14 protein-coding genes are annotated in these 17716 nt (G+C 72.5%); 5 read left to right on the top strand and 9 right to left on the bottom strand.

What is annotated here, in order from left to right:
• Positions 1–69 precede the first annotated feature (69 nt).
• The 4 genes from TSO352_RS16790 to TSO352_RS16775 form a co-directional block, all read right to left on the bottom strand.
• Positions 70–531, bottom strand: a complete 462-nt coding sequence (locus TSO352_RS16790; RefSeq protein ID WP_109108471.1) for a CBS domain-containing protein — start codon at positions 529–531, stop codon at positions 70–72.
• A 170-nt stretch (positions 532–701) separates the two neighbouring features.
• Positions 702–1196 (bottom strand): SRPBCC family protein, encoded by a 495-nt coding sequence (locus TSO352_RS16785; RefSeq protein WP_109108470.1) that lies wholly within the window; start codon positions 1194–1196, stop codon positions 702–704.
• A 142-nt stretch (positions 1197–1338) separates the two neighbouring features.
• Positions 1339–2472: a 3-dehydroquinate synthase gene (gene aroB, locus TSO352_RS16780; protein ID WP_109108469.1), complete on the bottom strand. Its 1134-nt coding sequence runs from the start codon at positions 2470–2472 to the stop codon at positions 1339–1341.
• 49 nt (positions 2473–2521) lie between these two features.
• A complete protein-coding gene (locus TSO352_RS16775; RefSeq protein ID WP_109110690.1) occupies positions 2522–3151 on the bottom strand; it encodes a shikimate kinase in 630 nt (209 codons plus the stop codon).
• A gap of 351 nt (positions 3152–3502) precedes the next feature.
• On the opposite strand from TSO352_RS16775, the gene TSO352_RS33545 reads away from it, so the two are divergent.
• From TSO352_RS33545 to TSO352_RS16760, 3 genes are read left to right on the top strand one after another with little or no spacing between them, the layout of a single operon-like run.
• Positions 3503–3643, top strand: coding sequence for a hypothetical protein (locus TSO352_RS33545; RefSeq protein WP_199231642.1), 141 nt, complete (start codon positions 3503–3505; stop codon positions 3641–3643).
• Positions 3624–5591, top strand: a complete 1968-nt coding sequence (locus TSO352_RS16765; protein WP_109108467.1) for a hypothetical protein — start codon at positions 3624–3626, stop codon at positions 5589–5591. The genes TSO352_RS33545 and TSO352_RS16765 overlap by 20 nt, the downstream gene beginning before the upstream one ends.
• A 17-nt stretch (positions 5592–5608) precedes the next feature.
• On the top strand, positions 5609–6598 hold the full coding sequence (locus TSO352_RS16760) for a site-specific tyrosine recombinase XerD (protein WP_109110689.1): 990 nt from the start codon (positions 5609–5611) through the stop codon (positions 6596–6598).
• Between the two features lie 204 nt (positions 6599–6802).
• On the opposite strand, the gene TSO352_RS16755 is transcribed toward TSO352_RS16760, so the two are convergent.
• The 5 genes from TSO352_RS16755 to coaBC form a co-directional block, all read right to left on the bottom strand.
• Positions 6803–7114, bottom strand: a complete 312-nt coding sequence (locus TSO352_RS16755; protein ID WP_109108466.1) for a polyhydroxyalkanoic acid system family protein — start codon at positions 7112–7114, stop codon at positions 6803–6805.
• Between the two features lie 200 nt (positions 7115–7314).
• On the bottom strand, positions 7315–9603 hold the full coding sequence (locus TSO352_RS16750; RefSeq protein ID WP_247872207.1) for a PAS domain-containing sensor histidine kinase: 2289 nt from the start codon (positions 9601–9603) through the stop codon (positions 7315–7317).
• Positions 9604–9895: 292 nt separating this feature from the next.
• On the bottom strand, positions 9896–13627 hold the full coding sequence (locus TSO352_RS16745) for a response regulator (protein WP_247872206.1): 3732 nt from the start codon (positions 13625–13627) through the stop codon (positions 9896–9898).
• A 148-nt stretch (positions 13628–13775) separates the two neighbouring features.
• A complete protein-coding gene (gene dut, locus TSO352_RS16740) occupies positions 13776–14231 on the bottom strand; it encodes a dUTP diphosphatase (RefSeq protein ID WP_199231641.1) in 456 nt (151 codons plus the stop codon).
• Positions 14232–14264: 33 nt separating this feature from the next.
• Positions 14265–15488: a bifunctional phosphopantothenoylcysteine decarboxylase/phosphopantothenate--cysteine ligase CoaBC gene (gene coaBC, locus TSO352_RS16735; RefSeq protein WP_109108463.1), complete on the bottom strand. Its 1224-nt coding sequence runs from the start codon at positions 15486–15488 to the stop codon at positions 14265–14267.
• Between the two features lie 273 nt (positions 15489–15761).
• On the opposite strand from coaBC, the gene TSO352_RS16730 reads away from it, so the two are divergent.
• Positions 15762–17183 carry a sigma-54 dependent transcriptional regulator gene (locus TSO352_RS16730; RefSeq protein WP_109108462.1) on the top strand — a complete coding sequence of 474 codons (1422 nt, stop codon included), beginning with the start codon at positions 15762–15764 and terminating at the stop codon, positions 17181–17183.
• A gap of 317 nt (positions 17184–17500) precedes the next feature.
• Positions 17501–17710: a cold-shock protein gene (locus TSO352_RS16725; protein ID WP_109108461.1), complete on the top strand. Its 210-nt coding sequence runs from the start codon at positions 17501–17503 to the stop codon at positions 17708–17710.
• Positions 17711–17716 lie beyond the last annotated feature (6 nt).

Below are 17716 nucleotides of genomic sequence, written 5' to 3'. Positions count from 1 at the left end.
CACCCCGCCCCCGCCGCAACGCAGCGTTACCTTTACGTCACCCCCGCGGGTCCCCTCATCCGACGCCCCTCACCCGACTGTGGCCTCGGCCGAATAGCCGGAGCCGAACATGAAGGCCTCCCGATTGCGGATCTCGTCCTCCAGGTGGGAGCGGACGACGGCGAACAGGTCGCGGACCGACACCATGCCGACCACCTCGCCATCCACCGCGACCGGGAGGTGGCGGTAATGGTGGCGCTCCATCAGCTCCAGCGCGGCGAGCGCGGCGGCCGACGGTTCCAGCGTGTCGGGATCGGCGGTCATCACCACCGACAGCGGGGTGGTCGCCGGGTCGAGCCCGGCGGCGAGCACCCGCACCGTCATGTCGCGTTCGGTGACGATCCCCTTCAGCGTCCGCCCCTGGGTGACCAGCACGGCGGCGATGCGCCGTTCGGCCATCAGCAGGGCGGCGTCCCGGACGGTGGCGTCCGGCGGCAGGCAGGACAGCTCCTGGTTCTTGATGACGTCCGGCATCAGTCGGCGTGTCGGCATGTGTCCCAGCTCCCTCGGTGATTTCAGGTTTTGTGGACGAACGATGCACATGGACGCGGTGTCGCACCGCGCAACACCGATCCTGTCAGCTTGGACTGCTGATCGTCAATAGAACTGATTGTTGGAGACTTTCCATATCCGCACGGTGACTCCCGTTCGTCTCGGGAGACCTACTTCGCCGCCAGCTTCTGGCGCAGGCCGTCGAAGCCGCTGGTGTAGATCCCGGCGATCGCCTTGCGCGCGTCGGCGTCGGAGGCGCCGTTGGCGTCGAAGCGCGAGGACCAGACGATCCGGGTGGTGCGGGCATCCACCGCGCTCAGCCGGATGGTGGAGACGTAGTTCTTCACCGGCAGCGGCCCGCCCAGCAGGGTGTAGCGCAGGCGGTGCTTGGCGGCGGAGACCGACTGCAGCCGCTCCTGGATCGATCCGCCGCCCTTCAGCGCGATGTCGCGTTCCTGCCCGCCACCGGCTTGGCGCAGGGTGCAGCCCTCGATCGCCGGGTGCCAGTCGGCGATGGCGCAGAAGGGCTCGATCTGCGTCCACACCTGCGCGATCGGCGCCTTGATCGTCGCCGATTCGCGGACCTCCAGCGCCAGGGCGGGCTGCGCCGCCGCACACAGGGCCGCAGTCACAAACGGAACCGCCGCCACAATCGCCTTTTTCATTCGTCATCCTCCCCGTCGCCGCCCGCGGAATCGCGGCGGCCTGGGCGGAGTATGGGCGGGCAAGCACGGCCGTGGCTATGGTACGATAGGCTGATCGTCCGTCATACACACGGAAGTAGGACCCGGGGCGGACGGTGCGGCCTCAGGCCGGCGTCACCGCCTCGTCCAGCACGGCGCGGACGGCGGCGGCGTCGACGTCGCGGCGGGTGAAGGCGTTGCCGATGCGGTCGGCCAGGATGAAGGTGATGCGGCCGTCCTGCACCTTCTTGTCCTTCGCCATCGACCGGACCAGCCCGTCGACGTCCCAGGCGACGCCGGGAATGTCGGCCGGACGCACCGGCAGCCCGACGGCGGCCAGATGGGCGCGGGCCCGCCGCGCGTCCTCCGCCGGGCACAGGCCGAGCCGGACCGACAGGTCGAAGGCCAGCACCATGCCGATCGCCACCCCTTCGCCGTGCAGCAGGGTCTGGCCGAAGCCGGTCGCCGCCTCCAGCGCGTGGCCGAAGGTGTGGCCCAGGTTCAGCAGGGCGCGGTCGCCGCTCTCGCGCTCGTCGACGCCGACGATGGCGGCCTTGGCGCGGCAGCTGGTGGTGACGGCGTGGCGGCGCGCGTCGCTGTCGCCGTCGACCACGCGCCGGCCGTTCTGCTCCAGCCAGGCGAAGAAGTCGGGCTGGCGGATCAGGCCGTACTTCACCACCTCGGCGTAGCCGGCCAGCACCTCGCGCCGCGGCAGGGTGTCGAGCGTCGCGGTGTCGGCGATGACCAGCCGCGGCTGGTGGAAGGCGCCGATCAGGTTCTTGCCGTGCCGGCTGTTGATGCCGGTCTTGCCGCCGACCGAGCTGTCGACCTGGGACAGCAGCGTCGTCGGCACCTGGATGAAGTCGATGCCACGCAGCGCCGAGGCGGCGGCGAAGCCGGTGATGTCGCCGATCACCCCGCCGCCCAGCGCCAGCAGCACCGTCGACCGCTCGATCCCGCGGCCGAGGACATCGTCCATCAGCTGCTGGAAATGGCCGAAATCCTTGGTCTTCTCGCCGGCCGGCAGCACGATGGCCGGCTGCGGCGCGATCCCCGCCTCCACCATCGCGGCGTTGAGGGTGTCGAGGTGCAGCGGCGCCACGTTGGCGTCGGTCACCACGATCGGCGCCCGGCCGCGGGTGACGGCGGCGATGCGCTCGCCCGCGTCGGCCAGCACGCCGTCGCCGACCAGGATGTCGTAGCTGCGGGCGCCGAGGTCGAGGCGGACGGTGTCGATGGCGGCGGGGGCACTGGTCATTCGGGCAATCCGCGAGAGAGGGGCGTTTCGGGGTCCGGTTGCGGACCGGTCAGGCGGTTTCGGCCTTGCCGGTCCGCCCGCCGCGCGGCGGCGGGACCGGGCGGTGGGGCAGTTGAACGCCGAAATGCGCCTCCAGCGCGTCGATCACCAGCTCCACCGTCACCTCGGGCGGGCGTTCGTCGCTGACCACCGTCAGGTCGGCTTCGGCGTAGATGGGATAGCGCTGCTCCATCAGCCGCCCCAGGATGGCGCGCGGGTCGCCCTGGTTCAGGATGGGGCGGTGGGTGCGCCGCGCGGTGCGGGCGACCAGCACGTCCAGTTCGGCGCGCAGCCAGACCGACACGCCGTGTTGGCGGATGGCGGCGCGGGTTTCCGCGTCCATGAAGGCGCCGCCGCCGGTCGCCAGGATGTGCACCGGCTCGTCCTTCACCAGGCGGGTGATGATGCGGCGTTCGACCGAGCGGAAGACCGGTTCGCCGTCGCGCGCGAAGATTTCGGCGATGCTGCAGCCGGCCGCCGCCTCGATCTCGGTGTCGGCGTCGCGGAAGGGCAGGTGGAGCCGCGCCGCCAGCCGGCGCCCGATGGCGCTCTTGCCGGCGCCCATCAACCCGACCAGCACCACGGTGCGCGGCAGCAGCGGCTCCGCATCCGCGGCCACACCCGGAAGCTGAGCGGTCATCGCCTTGCGCAGTCCCATGACATCCACCCGATCACCCCAACTCGACACGCCAGCCCGCAAGCCCCGGCACTCACCGCCCGTCACCCGACTCATACCCGCCCCGCCCCGGCCGGCACAAGAGTATGCCCTCCGGCCGGGAAGGCCGGATGGTGGGCGGGTTGCGCGGCGGTCCAACCTGTGGCTACACTGCGCCGCCGATCGCCGGTGGCCCGACCGCTGGGCTCTGCTGGCGGCCGGGGTGCGGATGCTTTAGCAGAAAAGCCCTTGCTTGTCCCAAGCCGTGCGGTCGCGGACCGTGATAGCTCCGCCCCGTTCCGCCCCTTCTCTCCGACACAACGCGTCCTTGGTGCCATGAGCCGGTTTCTCTCCATCCTGTTCGTTCTGCTGTTGCTGGTGATCGCCGGTGGCATGGTGTTCCTTGCGTCGTGGGACATGCCGGCTCCATCGAAGACGGTGGAGAAGGTCCTGCCCGATGAGCGCTTCCCGCGCTGAGCCGCGACCGAAGGCGGCGGCGGTTCCGGACATCGCGCCGGCCCTGATTCTGGGCTCGGTCCTGCTGGGCCTGTTCGGGACGGCTGATACGATCGGCGCCGCGGCGCAGGCCCTGGGCCCGCCGGTCCGGCTGACCACGGACGCGCCCGCGGCCTCCGCGGTGCCCGATGCCGCCGCCCCGGCACCAAGGGTTCCGCCACCAGTGCCGGCCGCACCGGTGCCGGCCGTCATCCCGCCCGCGACGCCGGCGGAGGCCGCCACCATCCCGCGCCCCGTCTCCCCGGTGGTGCCGCGGCCCGGACCGGTCGCCGCGACAGCGCTCGGTGCGCCCGATCCGGACGGCGCCGGCACCCTGCGCGGCGAGCAGGGGCTGGGCGGCGACCCCTGGCGCGGCATCGGCCGGGCGGAGCTGCTGCCGCTGATCGCGGCGCTGCCGGTCGACACCCCCTCCCCCACCACCAAGGCGCTGGAGCGTCGGCTGCTGCTGAGCGCCGGCTCCCTCGCCACCGCGACCGCAGAGCCGCCGCCGCCCCGCCGTTTCGGCGCGCTGCGCATCGCGACGCTGGCGCGGCTCGGCGATCCCGCCGGCGCCGCCGACCTCGCCGCGCTGCTGCCCGACGCGTTGGCCGCCGACGAGCCGGCGGCGCGCGCCCTGACCGACGCCGAACTGATCCGCGGCGGCATCGACTGCCCGCGCGCGCTGGCCCGCGGCAAGGGCTTCGCGTCGGCCTATTGGACGAAGCTCGATTTGTTCTGCCGCGCCCGGGTCGGCGACCGTGCCGGCACCGACGCGGCACTGGCGACCTTGCGCCGCGGCGGCGGCCGTTCCGACCCCTTCCTCGCCGTCGCCGATGCGCTGGCCGGCGCCGCCCCGCCGCCCGCCCGCCTCCTGGCGCCGGCCCTGACGAGCGGCGAGGGCGACGGCGTGGCGCTGACGCTGGCGGCGATGCGCACGGCGCGGATCGGCGTGCCGCCCGGCCTGCTGCCGCTGAACGACCCGCCGGCGCTCGCCGCCATCGCCACCAACCCGTCGACCGACCCGGCGACGCGGACGGCGGCGGGCGAACGGGCGGCGGCGGCGCTGTTCCTCGACAGCCGGCAATTGCTGGACCTCTACGCCCAGGTCCCGGCCCAGGGCGACGAGCTGCTGCGGGTGGCGGAGATCGCCGGCCGCGACCGCACCGCCCGCAGCCGGGCGCTGGTCCATCAGGCGATGGCGGCGGCGATGGACGGGCGGCGCCGGGTCGCCCTGGCCGGGCTGGCGGTCGGGCTGGTCGATCCGCGCCTGCGCGCCGGGCCGGTCGGCAACGCCGCCGCCGGGCTGCTCGACAGCGTGTCGCCGACCGCCGACGCCGCGGCGCTGGCCCCGGCGGCGGCGCAGCTCTATTACGCGCTCGGCCGGCTTGATCCGGCCCGGCGCTGGCACGACCTCGCCCTGCGCAGCGGGCGCAGCGCCGACACCGCCTGGCTGTGGCCGCTGGCGGTGGTGGCGACGGCGCGCGGCGGCAACGACCCGGTGGCGCTGACCGCCTGGCTGGACGAGGCGCTGCGCGGCGCCGACACCGCCGCCCGCGGCCGCATCGCCGGCCAGCTCGCCCTGCTGCAGGCGGTGGGCGTCGTGGTGCCGGACGAGGCGTGGCTGAAGGCGACCGACGGCGCCGGCCCGCCGTCCGGCAAGGATGCCGGCGTCGATCCGGCGCTGTGGCAACGGCTGGGCGACGCCGCGAGCGGCGGGCGCATCGGCGAGACGGTGACCGTTGCCCTGCTGCTGCTGGGCGAGGGCGGACCGGCCGGCGTGGCGCCGGTGGTGGTGGCGCGGGTCGCCGCCAACCTGAAGGCGGTCGGGCTGGAGCCCGACGCCCGCGCGCTCGTCCGCGAGGCGATGGCGACGCTTGCCGGTCCCACCGCGGCGGGACCAACGACCTCCAGCCCGACAGGGACCTATTGACGATGAGCGGATCGGGCATGCCAACCAAACGCCGGGGCCGGCCGTGCAAGCCGCGCACGCTCGCCACCTCGCCGCACGTCGACGCCTTTCTCGACATGCTGACGGCGGAGCGCGGGGCGGCGGTCAACACCCGGCTGGCCTACGAGCGCGACTTGGCCGACCTCGGCCGCTGGCTGGCCCAGCGCGGCCTGCCGCTGGAGGACGCCGGCACCGAGGATCTGCGCGCCTATCTGGCGGTGCAGAGCAAGGAGGGCGCCCCGCGCACCGTGGCGCGCCGGCTGTCGGCGCTGCGGCAGTTCTACCGCTTCCTGCTGGCCGAGGGGCGGCGGGTGGACGACCCGGCCTCCCCGCTTGACAGCCCGAAGCAGGGCCGGCCGCTGCCCAAGATCCTGACGGAGGCGGAGGTCACCGCGATGATCGCCACCGCCGAGGCGCGGGGCGGGGCGGAGGGGTTGCGGCTGGTGGCGTTGCTGGAGGTGCTCTACGCCACCGGCCTGCGCGTGTCGGAGCTGGTCGGCCTGCCGATGACCGCGATCATGCGCGACGGCCGCGGCCTGCTGGTGCGCGGCAAGGGCGGCAAGGAGCGGATGGTGCCGCTGTCCGACCCGGCGCTGACGGCGCTGGCCGCCTACATCCCGCTGCGCGGCCATTTCGTCGTGCCGTCCGCCGGTGCGGAGGCGGCGCCCAGCCCCTTCCTGTTCCCGTCGCGCAGTTCGGGCGAGGGCCACCTGACCCGCCAGCGCTTCGCCCAGATCCTGAAGCAACTGGCCATCGACTCGGGCATCGACCCGGAAAAGGTCAGCCCGCACGTCCTGCGCCACGCCTTCGCCACCCACCTGCTCGACCACGGCGCCGACCTGCGCTCGGTCCAGAAGATGCTGGGCCACGCCGACATCGCGACGACGCAGATTTATACTCATGTGGTGACGGAGCGGTTGAAGCGGGTCATGCACGACCACCACCCGCTCGCCCGGCGCAAGCAGGAAGAGCCGTCCTCGACCGAGTGACGGCGGCGCGGAGGTAAGGATAGCGGGCGGGAGGACGGTCGGGGCCGCGTCGCAGGACTGTCCTATTTCAGAGGCGGATTGCCATGACGAGGACTTCCGTGGGCAGGATCATACCGGCCAAACGCGATCACCCTGCCCCGCGTCTCCAGCCCCGCGAGGGCCTTGCACACCGCCAAGGCCACGGCGGCAAACGGGAGCCTATCCTTACTTCTTCTCCAGCATCAGCGTGCCCTGGCGGGAGACCTTGTTCTTGATCTTCTCGGCCAGCAGGCCGAGCGCCCAGGGGAGCTGCACCTCCATCTCGACGCGGTCGTCCAGCACGTCGACGTGGCCGGCGATGGTCTGGGCCAGGGCGACGACACGGAAATGCAGGCGGTCGTCGGTCCAGTTGTCCTCAATGCTGGTCGCCACCGCGCCCAGCCGCGCCCGCGCGTCGCCCATGCCGTCGACCAGCCGGCGCTTGGCCTCCTGCCGGCCGAGCGAGTGGGGGATGGACAGGGTCAGGGGTTTCGACATGGTCGGCGGCTCCGGGTGGCTGGGATGGATCTGTGGCGATGGTCCCAGAGTCTGTCAGGTTCTTGCTGAAGCACCTGACAGACTCTAGACCTTGGATTTTCCGTGCGATCCACGGTTCAAGCGACTCCGCTTGAACCGATCACACTCTAGGAGGAACACCGGCGGCGGCGCTTGGGTCCCGGCCGGGCCCACCGCCCGCCTTACGCCCGCACCCCATTGACCGGGGCCTGCACCGGCATGACGCAGCGGACATGGGCGCCGCGCCCGTTGGTTTCGTCCAGTTCCAGCCGGCCGCCATGCAACTCCACCACGCTGCGGGCGAGCGAGACGCCCAGCGCCGCCGCCCCCTGCGGGTCGAGTTCGGGCGCCGCGGCGCCGCTGACCGACAGGGTGACGCTGCCGTTCAGCCGTTCGCCGGACAGGCGGATGCGGCGGTCGGGCGGCGGGTTGCGGATGGCGCCGACCACCAGCGTGAACAGCGCCTGCTTCAGCCGCTTGCCGTCGCCCTCCATCTCGCCCAGCCCTGCGGGGGCGATCACTTCCAGCCGCAGGCCCTCGCGGCGGGCCCATTCGCGGGTCAGGCCGGCCACCGAGTCGAGCAGGTCGGGCAGGTTGACCGGCCCGCGGTCCAGCGTCGTCACCCCGGCGCCCAGGCTGGTCAGGTCGACCACGTCGTCGATCAGTTCCAGCAGCCGTTCGCCGGCGGCCAGGATGCCGCGGACATACTCCATCTGCCGGCCGTTCAGCTCGCCGAAATACTGGTTCGCCAGCACCTCGGCGAAGCCGATGATGCCGTTCAGCGGCGTGCGCAGATGGTGGGAGACGTTGGCGATGAACTCGCTCTTCAACTGGTCGGCGGCCTCCAGCGCGGCGTTGGAGGCGCGCAGCGCGTTCTCCAGCCGGGCGCCGTCGGTGACGTCGAGGTAGCTGTTCAGCACCGCCCCGTCGGGCAGCGGCAGGGTGGAGAACTCCACCATCGACCCGTCGCTGCGCTCCACGCGGCCGGACCGGACGCTGCGCTCCAGCGTGGCGCCGATCAGCTCCTCCTTCAGGGCGTCCCAGGTCGCCGCCCCGGGATAGGCGCCGTCGCGGTCGCCCACCGTCTTGTCGGCCGCGGCCTTCTCGCCGGCCTTGTCCAGCCCCGGCGGCGGCATCTCCAGCAGCGGCCGCATCCGCTCGATGACGTCGGCGATGTGGGGTTCGCCGTGCAAATCGTCGTCGGCGAGGTCCCAGATGCGGGCGAAGGCCGGGTTGGACAGCTTCAGCCGGCCGTCGCCGCCGAAGACGGCGATGCCTTCCGCCAGATTGTCCAGCGTCTCCTGCTGCACCGCCATCAGGGTGTTGTAGGAGGATTCCAGCGCCAGCGTGTTGGTGACGTCCTCCAGGATGGTGATCAGCCCGCCCAACGGGTGCGGTGCGGCCAGGTGGCGCAGCGTGGTGCCGTCGGGCAGGTGCAGCAGTTCTTCCAGCGGTTCGACCAGATGGGTGTAGCGGGTCAGCCGCTCGCGCTTGAAGGTCTGGTAATCGGCGTATTCGGGCAGGCGGCGGTGGGCGCGCAGCTCTTCCAGCAGTTCGGCGTTGGTCGGCTCGGTGCGCAGCCAGACCTCGTCCAGGTCCCACAGCCGGGCGTAGGCCTGGTTGAAGAAGCGCAGCCGGGTGTCGGGACCGAAGATGGCGATGGCGGTGCCCAGCCGTTCCAGCACCTCGGCATGGGCGGTCAGGTGGCGGTCCAGCTCGCCGCGCATCTCCTCCAGCGGGGTGAGGTCGAGGGCGTAGCCGACCACCAGGGTTCCGGCTTCCCCGCCGCCAGCCTCGCCGGCGAAGGGCAGCGGCGCTTCGGTCACCTCCAGCAGGCGGCGTTCGGTGCCGATCACCACCGGCACCCGGTCAGACTGGGCGAAGCCGCCGCTGCGCGCCCGCTCGGCCAGCGCCGGCCCGGCGCCGGTCAGCTCCCGCCCTTCCGCCAGCACGGTGGCGGGGTCGCCGTCGACGGCGCGGGCGTAGGTGCGGTTGCACCAGGACAGGCGCAGCGCGCGGTCGCGCATCCACACCGGGATCGGCAGCGCGTCGGCGGCGGCCTGCAGCTCGGCAAGGCGGGAGCGGGCGGCGCCGGCCTCCTCCTCCTGCCGGCGGGCGGTGTCCTGCGCGGCGTAGCGCGCCGAGGTGACGTCCTCGATCCACACGACGTCGCAGCGTTCGACACCGGCGGCTCCCCGGCGGCCGGTCAGCACCAGCCGGCGGCCGTTCGGGGCCGTCGTCTCGCAGCGGAAGGGTTCGCCGTGGCGTCTTAAGCGATCGAGCGCCACCGCCAGTTCCGGGGCGGGCAGCGCCACCGTCAGCGCGTCGGCCGACGCGATGCCGAGCAGCGCCGCGGCGTCGTCCGACAGCGCGCTCTGCCCGACGCCCGGGTCGGCATCGGCGGCCGGATCGGTGTCGGCGATCTCCGACGCGCTCCAGGCGCACCAGGGGTGGGGGGCGGCGGCCAGCATCGCCCGCCAGCGATCACGGTCTGCGGCGACGTGTTCGGCTTGGCGCCGGGAATCCTTGTTCCGAAAGAATCCAGCGAAACCGACCACGTCCGACACCCCCAGTCCACCCGGAAACTTGCAGGGCCGGGCCGCCAACGTCAGCAGAACGCAGACCGCCCAGCATGATCACACGACACAATCCAAGACGCGCAGAGTAGTTCAGCCGTTCCCCACCGACAAGCAACACGCGCCCACCGTGCGCCTTTTCCAAACCGCATTCTCTTCCAGGTGGAAATCGGTCCTCCGGTCCCGGTCACACCATGGTCTCTTTTGGGCGGGCCACCGTCTCTTTCGTGTGATGCAGCGCGCGAATCGCTTTTTCAACGGCCGGGAAGGCCCGCGCCATCTCACCGGCGTGCCGGTCGGCGTCGGCGGCGCGGCCCTCGACGATGGCGCGCTCCAGGCCGGTGCAGGCGGCGGCCAGCGCCCGAGCGCCCGCCGTCCGCGCCGCCCCGGCGACCGAATGGGCGGCGGCCCGCACCTCCTCCGCCTCACCGGCCGCCAGCGCCGCCAGCGCGCGGTCCAGCATCGGCCGCGTGGTCTCGATGAAGAAGGCCATCATCTCGATCGTCCCGGCGTCGAACCCCTCCTCCTGAGCGCCGCCGCCGAAGGTTTCCCGCACATGGTCGAGGTCGAGCACCGGCAGGGCGTCCGCCTCGTCCGGCAGCGGGTTGGCGGCGGGCATGACCGGCCCGGGCGGCGGGGATGGCGCCACGGAGGACGGCGCCGACGACGGCGCGGCATCGAGCCAACGCGCCAGGATCCGCGCCAGTTGCGCCAGCGTCACCGGCTTGGCGAGGTAATCGTCCATGCCGGCGGCGAGGCAGCGCTCCATCTCGCCCGACAGGGCGTTGGCGGTCATGGCGACGATGGGGGTGCGGGCCGGCGTCTGCACGGCGGAGGAGGCGTCGGCCACCGCCTCCGCCTCCCGGATGCGGCGGGCCAGTTCATAGCCGTCCATCGTCGGCATGTGGCAGTCGGTGATGACCAGCCGATGACGGCCGCTGCGCCACGCCGCCAGTGCCTGCGCCCCGTCGGCGGCCAGTTCCACGGCGCAGCCGAGGCGGCGGAGCTGGCGCAGCACCACCTGCTGGTTGGTCGGGTGGTCCTCGGCGACCAGGATCGGGCCCAGGATCGACCCCGGGTTCGAACCGGGCGCCGCGTCCGCCGCGCCATTCCCCCCTGCCCGGCCGTCCATCGTCCCATCGTCGGGCGGGACGGCCATGGACTCGCCCGCCGGGTCGGGCGGCGCCCGCCCGGTCAGCGCGGCGGCGGCGCGGACCAGCGCGGTGCGGTGGACCGGCTGGACCAGCCCGGCGGCCGGATGGGCCGCGCCTTGCGGTCCCGGTCCCCGCCCGTCGCCCAGCAGCAGGCGCGGCAGGGTTGGGCCGCAGGCGCCGGCCAGCGGTTCCAGCCGCTGGGCCAGCGCCACCGTGGTGACCAGCAGCCCGAAGCCGCCGCGCCCCAACCGCTTCGCCGCCTCCGCCACGGTGGTGGCGGTCACGACCTCGGCCCCGCCCTGCTCCAGGTAACGGGCGAGCACGGCGCGCTGCACCTCGTCCTCGTCGGCGACCAGCACCGCCAGCCCGGCCAGCGGCGCCGGCCCGGCCAAATCCGCCCCGGCGCCGCGCGACAGCTCCACCGTGAACCAGAAGGTGGAGCCCTGGCCGGGCATCGACTCGACGCCGAGACCGCCGCCCATCCGCTCGACCAGCCGGGTGCAGATCGCCAGCCCCAGCCCGGTGCCGCCGAAACGCCGCGTGGTCGAGCTGTCGGCCTGGCTGAAGGGCTGGAACAGGCGCGCCTGCCCTTCCGGCCCGATGCCGATGCCGGTGTCCTCCACCGCGACATGCAGCCGCACCCGGCCGAGGTCGGCCCGATCGGGAGCGGCCCCGTCGGCCCTACCGCCGTCGGCGTGGACGCGCAGGACGACCCGGCCGCGGTCGGTGAACTTGATGGCGTTGCCGGTCAGGTTGAACAGGATCTGGCGCAGCCGGCCCGAATCGCCGCGCAGCCGTACCGGCACCGACGGGTCGATGTCGCAGATCAGCGCCAGCCCCTTCTGGTGGGCCTGCGGCGCCAGCAGGTCGGCCACCCCCTCCACCAGTTCGGCCGGCCGCAGGTCCTGTTCTTCCAGGTCGAGCTTGCCGGCCTCGATCTTCGAGAGGTCCAGGATGTCGTCGATGATCCGCAGCAGCGCCGCCCCGCTGTCGCGCATGGTGGCGACCAGCGTCCGCTGCTCCTCGTCCAGCGGGGTCAGCGCCATCAGCTCCAGCATGCCCAGCACGCCGTTCATCGGCGTGCGGATCTCGTGGCTCATCGTCGCCAGGAATTCGGCCTTGGAGCGGGCGGCGATCTCCGCCTGTTCCTTGGCGGCGCGCAACGCCTCCTCCGCCCGCTTGCGCGCGGTGATGTCGTAGCTCCAGGCCAGCACCGCCGGCTCGCCCTCGAAGCTGGTGCGCTGGAGCGTCTGCAACGCCCAGACCCGGCTGCCGTCGGGACGGTCGACCGCCACCTCGGCGTCGCGGACCACCACGTCGCCGGCCTCGACGGCAGCCCCGGGGATGGTGCGGGGCAGGGCCAGCGTGTGGCGGCTGCCGACGAACGCGTCCAGCGCGCGGCCGGCCAGCTCGGCGGCGCGGGCGTTGGCAAAGGCCACCGTGCCGTCGGTGCGGCCGATCGACACGCCGACCGGGCTCTGTTCCAGGATGGCGCGCAGCCGCCGCTCGCTGTCGGCCAGCGCGCCTTCGCGGGCGCGGATGGTGGCGACGAAATAGGCCAGCGCGCGGGCCATCTCGCCGATCTCGTCACCGGAGCCGGCCACGCCTCCGTCGCCGATCGGCAGGGCGAGGTGCGGCATCTCGGCCGGGGCGGTGTCCTCCACCGCCTGCATCGCGCTGCGCAGGGCGCGCAGCCGGGCGACGACGTTGCGGTGGATGTAGGCGAAGATGGCGGCGGCGCCCAGGATCGACAGCAGCGCCATGGCAATCACCGCCCGCTCGCCGTCGCGGATCACCCGCTCGAACTCGGCGGAACGCCGGGCGACATCCTGCTCGACCGCCAGGAAATAGTCGGAGACGATGCCGACCAGCCGGTCGGAAACCGCCTGGTTGCGCACCGCCGACCGCTTGATCGCGCGTTGCAGCGACAGCTCGGCGGTGCGCGCCTGGAACAGGGGGGAACGTCCGAAGGCCGCCTCCTCCACCTCCCGCTGCAGCGGCTCCAGCCGGGCGGCGCGGTCGGGCGGCAGGGCGGCCAGCGCCGCGGCGGCGCGGTCGAGCGCCCCGCGGGTGTCGGCCCGCAGCCGGGCGAGCTGGCCCTCGCGGTCGGCGCGCAGCGCGGCCAGCAGGATGGTGGTGGCGTCCGCCAGCTCGCGGTGCCAGCGCTCCACCGCGTCGTGAACGGAGGCCGGCTGGGCGGGGTCCGGCTCGGCGTCCGGTCCTCCGGGCGTCTCCTGCTCGCGGATTTCCGCGGCGCCGAGGCGGGTGGTCAGGTCGGCCAGGGCCTGGGCGCGGGCGTTGGTGTCGGCGGTCAGGGCGAGCTGCTGCTGGACCTGCGCGTTCAGCGTCAGCAGGGTGCCGACCAGTTCGTTCTTGCGGCGGTCCAACTCGCCCAGGTCGGCGCGGTTGCCGGTCTGGGCGGTGCCGTTTTGCGCCGTTTCCCCCGGCATCGCTCCGCCCATTGCGCTGCCATGCGCGATCAGGCGGGCCATCAGCCGTTCCAGCAGGACGATCTGCTCGCCCATCCGGGCCATCACCGCTTCGCGCGCCGGCTGGTCCTGCGCCGCGACCAGGGCGGGGGCGATGGCGGCGACGGCGCCGCTCTGCTGCACCAGTTGGGCGGCGGCGACCAGCCCCGGCACCTTGGCGGTGGCGATCTGCTCGAACCCCAGATGGAAGCGGGAAAACAGCGAGACGGCGACGACGCTGGTCGCCGCCGCCAGCCCGCCGATGACCGTCAACCCCGCCAGGATGCGGAACGCCACGCTCCGCCGGGGACTCCGCATGCCCACCCCCATCGCGCCATGATGACCGGCGCCATCATGACACAACTCGGCGCGCAAAGAGCGACGGTTGAAACGCCGCCGGCCGTTCGCGCCCCAGGGTCAGGACAGCCCGGTCAGAACAGCCCGGTCAGGACACCCCGGTCGACCCGAAGCCGCCGGCCCCGCGCGCCGTCTCGTCCAGATCGGCCACCTCGACCAGCGCGGCCTGCGGCGCCGGGGCGATCACCGCCTGGGCGATGCGGTCGCCGCGGGCGATGGAAAAGGGCTCGTCGCCCAGATTGACCAGGCAGACCGCGACCGGCCCGCGATAGTCGCAATCGACGGTGCCCGGCGTGTTCAGCACCGTCACCCCATGCTTGACCGCCAGCCCGGAGCGCGGCCGGATCTGCATCTCCCACCCCGGCGGCAGCCCGACGGCGAAGCCGGTCGGCACCAGCATCCGCTTGCCCGGCGCCAGCACCGCCGGTTCTCCCGCCGGCACCGCCGCGCGCAGGTCGAACCCGGCCGCCCCCTCGGTGGCGTAGGACGGCAGCGGCAGGTCGTCGTTGCCGGCAAGACGGAGGAAGGCGACGGTGGGAGGCATGGGGGTTTCCTGTGCAGGGGACATCCGCAGAACCTACTTGCCCTCGAAATGCCCGGCAACCGCCTCCGCCAGCCGGGCGGCGACGGCGTCCTTGCCCATGGTGGGCCAGGAGTCCACGCCGCTGGCGCGGATCAGGTGGACGGTGTTGTCGTTGCCGCCAAAGGTGCCGGTGCCGGGCGAGACGTCGTTGGCGACGATCCAGTCGCAGCCCTTCCGCGCCCGCTTGGCGGTGGCGTAGGCCAGCACGTCGCCGGTTTCCGCCGCGAAGCCGACGACCAGCGCCGGGCGCCGGCCCCCCGGGCGCGACAGGGTGGCGAGGATGTCGGGATTCTCGGTCAGTTCCAGGGCCGGCGGGCCGCCGCCGTCCTTCTTCAGCTTGCGGTCCGACTCGCCGGCGACGCGCCAGTCGGCGACCGCCGCGGCGCAGACCGCGATGTCGGCGGGCAGCGCCGCCTCGCAGGCGGCCAGCATCTCGCGCGCCGTCTCGATGCGGCGGACGGTGCAGCCGGGCGGGTCGGGCAGTTGGGTCGGGCCGCTGACCAGCGTCACCTCGGCCCCCAGCGCCGCCAGCGCGGCGGCGATGGCGTGCCCCTGCTTGCCGGACGAGCGGTTGGCGATGTAGCGCACCGGGTCGATCGGCTCGTGCGTCGGGCCGCTGGTGACGATGGCGCGCCGGCCGGCCAGCGGCTTGCGCGCCTCGCCGGCGAAGAAGGCGGCGATGGCGTCGACGATCTCCATCGGCTCGGCCATGCGGCCCGGGCCGAACTCGTTGCAGGCCATCGCCCCCTCGTTGGGGCCGATGCGCCGCACGCCGCGGCGTTCCAGCAGGGCCATGTTGGCGCGGGTGGCGGCGTGGGTCCACATCCGCACGTTCATGGCGGGGGCGACCAGCACCGGCGTGTCGGTGGCCAGCAGCACGGTGGCGGCCAGATCGTCGGCCATGCCCGCTGCCATCCGCGCCAGCAGGTTGGCGGTGGCCGGGGCGACCACCACCAGGTCGGCCTCGCGCGACAGGCGGATGTGGCCCATCTCCGACTCGTCGGTCAGCGACCACATGTCCTGGTAGACGGTGTCCTCGGTCAGCGCCTGCACCGACAGCGGCGTGACGAAGCGGGCGGCGGCGGCGGTCAGCACCGCACGCACCGCCACCCCGCGTTCGCGCAGGCGGCGGATCAGTTCCAGGCTCTTGTAGGCGGCGATGCCGCCGGCGATCACCAGCAGCACGCGCTTGCCGGACAGAATGGCGTGATCGGTCAAGGCCGCCTCCCCCGCTCCCCGCCCGGAAGGGGCGGTTCTCACAGACGCCCGGAACGGGCGGTTCTCGTAGACGCTGCTGATAGTTCATCAAGCCGGCCGCGACAAGCGCGGAGCGTCGGGGCCGGATGGCGGACCAACCCTGCGCCGCGACATTTCATTTCCAGTACCGGTTCCACCAATTCATCGACGACGCAACATGTGTGGGGGTGGGATTTTCGGAATAATCTGCTAAACACTACGGCGACCCTCCCCTACCTTTGCGTGCCGCGCAGCATGCCGTCCGGCCCCATTCCCGTCCTGCTCATCGAAGACACGCCGTCGCTGGCCCGTGTCTATGCAGAGTTCCTGAAGAAGGAATCCCACACCGTCATCGCCGTGGAAACCGGGGCGGCGGCGCTGGAGCAGTTGAGGGACGGCGCGCCGAAGGTCGTGCTGCTCGACCTCCAGCTTCCGGACATGAACGGGATGGAGGTGCTGAAGCGCATCGCCGAGCAGGCGCTGCCCTGCGCGGTGATCGTCATCACCGCCCACGGGTCGGTGAAGGCGGCGGTGGAGGCGATGCGCTACGGCGCCTACGATTTCCTGGTCAAGCCCTTCTCCGCCGACCGGCTGGTGGTGACCGTCCGCAACGCCATGGAACGGCTGCGGCTGGCCCAGCTGGTCGACACCTTCGAGAAGGACCTGAACCGCGGGCGCTACCACGGCTTCATCGGCTCGTCGCTGGCGATGCAGGCGGTCTACCGGATCGTCGACAGCGCCGCGTCTTCACGCGCGACCGTCTTCATCACCGGCGAATCCGGCACCGGCAAGGAGGTCTGCGCCGAGGCGATCCACCGCCAGAGCCAGCGGGCGGCCCGCCCCTTCATCGCCATCAACTGCGGCGCCATCCCGAAGGATCTCATGGAAAGCGAGATCTTCGGCCATATGAAGGGCAGCTTCACCGGCGCGGTGTCCGACCGCGAGGGCGCGGCGGCGCGCGCCGACGGCGGCACCCTGTTCCTGGACGAGATCTGCGAGCTGGCGCCCGACCTGCAGACCAAGCTGCTGCGCTTCATCCAGACCGGCACCTTCACCCCGGTCGGCGGGTCCAAGCTGGAGAAGGTCGACCTGCGCATCGTCTGCGCCACCAACCGCGACCCCCTGCGCGAGGTGGAGGAGGGGCGATTCCGCGAAGACCTGTATTACCGGCTGCACGTCATCCCCATCCACCTGCCGCCCCTGCGCGACCGCGAGGACGACGTGCTGGAGATCGCCCGCCATTACCTGGCGGAGTTCGCGAAGGAGGAGAAGAAGGGCTTCGTCCGCTTCTCGCCGGAAACGGAGCAGGCGTTGCGCCACTATCACTGGCCGGGCAACGTCCGCCAGTTGCAGAACGTCGTGCGCATCGTCGCGGTGCTGCATGACGGCGACACCGTGGTGCCGGCCATGCTGCCGCCGCCGCTCGGCACCCACCAGCCGGGCACGCCGCTGGCCCCGGCGGCGCCGGCGGCGGACACCCCCTCCCCCGCCCCGCGCCCGCCGGTTCCGCTGACGCCGGAGGCGATCAAGCCGCTGTGGGAGGTGGAAAAGGACGCGATCGAGGACGCCATCGCCGCCTGCGACGGCAACATCCCGCGCGCCGCGGCGCTGTTGCAGATCAGCGCCTCGACGATCTACCGCAAAAGGCTCACCTGGCAAGCGGAAGGCAAGCTCTAAGCCTTAATTTCGGCACAGATTCCGCTTCCGCAAAAGATCATGGCTAATACCCTTCGTCGAAAAGCCGGCGCGTTGGTCGTACTGCCGGCCAGGAAAACGGCGTCATTCGTCCTATGCCGTGAGACGGAATTGCTCACAACCGCAGCCTGCGGCTAGCCTCCCCGCACAATGTCTTGGTTCCGCTTGCCCGGCAGGCCTCACGGCGCGGCCGATGCCGGCGATCACGACCAGGACAATGGGAACTGGGCAAAGGGATCCGGGCAACGGAACCCACGCAAGCGGGACCCAAGCACTTCGTCATCCTCAGGGGGAGGCCCATGACCAACGGCACCGTCAAATGGTTCAACACCACCAAGGGGTACGGCTTCATCGCGCCGGAAGCCGGTGCGAAGGACGTGTTCGTCCACATCACCGCGGTCCAGCGTTCGGGCCTGCACGCCCTGTCGGAGGGCCAGCGCGTTCAGTTCGAGGTGGAGCGCGGGAACAACGGCAAGGACTCCGCGGTCAACATCAGCGTCGTCGAGTGACCGGCA

This window comes from Azospirillum sp. TSO35-2 (assembly GCF_003116095.1).
Lineage (GTDB): Bacteria > Pseudomonadota > Alphaproteobacteria > Azospirillales > Azospirillaceae > Azospirillum.
The sequence above is the reverse complement of the archived record's forward strand: the minus strand, read 5'-3'. Positions and strand labels throughout refer to the sequence as shown.

Bases quoted from the DNA above. Each gene is read 5' to 3' on its own strand.
- aroB (WP_109108469.1), bottom strand. From the start codon at position 2,472: ATGACCAGTGCCCCCGCCGCCATCGACACCGTCCGCCTCGACCTCGGC.
- TSO352_RS16760 (WP_109110689.1), top strand. From the start codon at position 5,609: ATGCCAACCAAACGCCGGGGCCGGCCGTGCAAGCCGCGCACGCTCGCC.
- dut (WP_199231641.1), bottom strand. From the start codon at position 14,231: ATGCCTCCCACCGTCGCCTTCCTCCGTCTTGCCGGCAACGACGACCTG.
- TSO352_RS33545 (WP_199231642.1), top strand. From the start codon at position 3,503: ATGAGCCGGTTTCTCTCCATCCTGTTCGTTCTGCTGTTGCTGGTGATC.
- TSO352_RS16725 (WP_109108461.1), top strand. From the start codon at position 17,501: ATGACCAACGGCACCGTCAAATGGTTCAACACCACCAAGGGGTACGGC.
- TSO352_RS16790 (WP_109108471.1), bottom strand. From the start codon at position 531: ATGCCGACACGCCGACTGATGCCGGACGTCATCAAGAACCAGGAGCTG.
- TSO352_RS16785 (WP_109108470.1), bottom strand. From the start codon at position 1,196: ATGAAAAAGGCGATTGTGGCGGCGGTTCCGTTTGTGACTGCGGCCCTG.
- TSO352_RS16730 (WP_109108462.1), top strand. From the start codon at position 15,762: ATGCCGTCCGGCCCCATTCCCGTCCTGCTCATCGAAGACACGCCGTCG.
- TSO352_RS16775 (WP_109110690.1), bottom strand. From the start codon at position 3,151: ATGACCGCTCAGCTTCCGGGTGTGGCCGCGGATGCGGAGCCGCTGCTG.
- TSO352_RS16755 (WP_109108466.1), bottom strand. From the start codon at position 7,114: ATGTCGAAACCCCTGACCCTGTCCATCCCCCACTCGCTCGGCCGGCAG.
- TSO352_RS16750 (WP_247872207.1), bottom strand. From the start codon at position 9,603: ATGCTGGCCGCCGCCCCCCACCCCTGGTGCGCCTGGAGCGCGTCGGAG.
- TSO352_RS16765 (WP_109108467.1), top strand. From the start codon at position 3,624: ATGAGCGCTTCCCGCGCTGAGCCGCGACCGAAGGCGGCGGCGGTTCCG.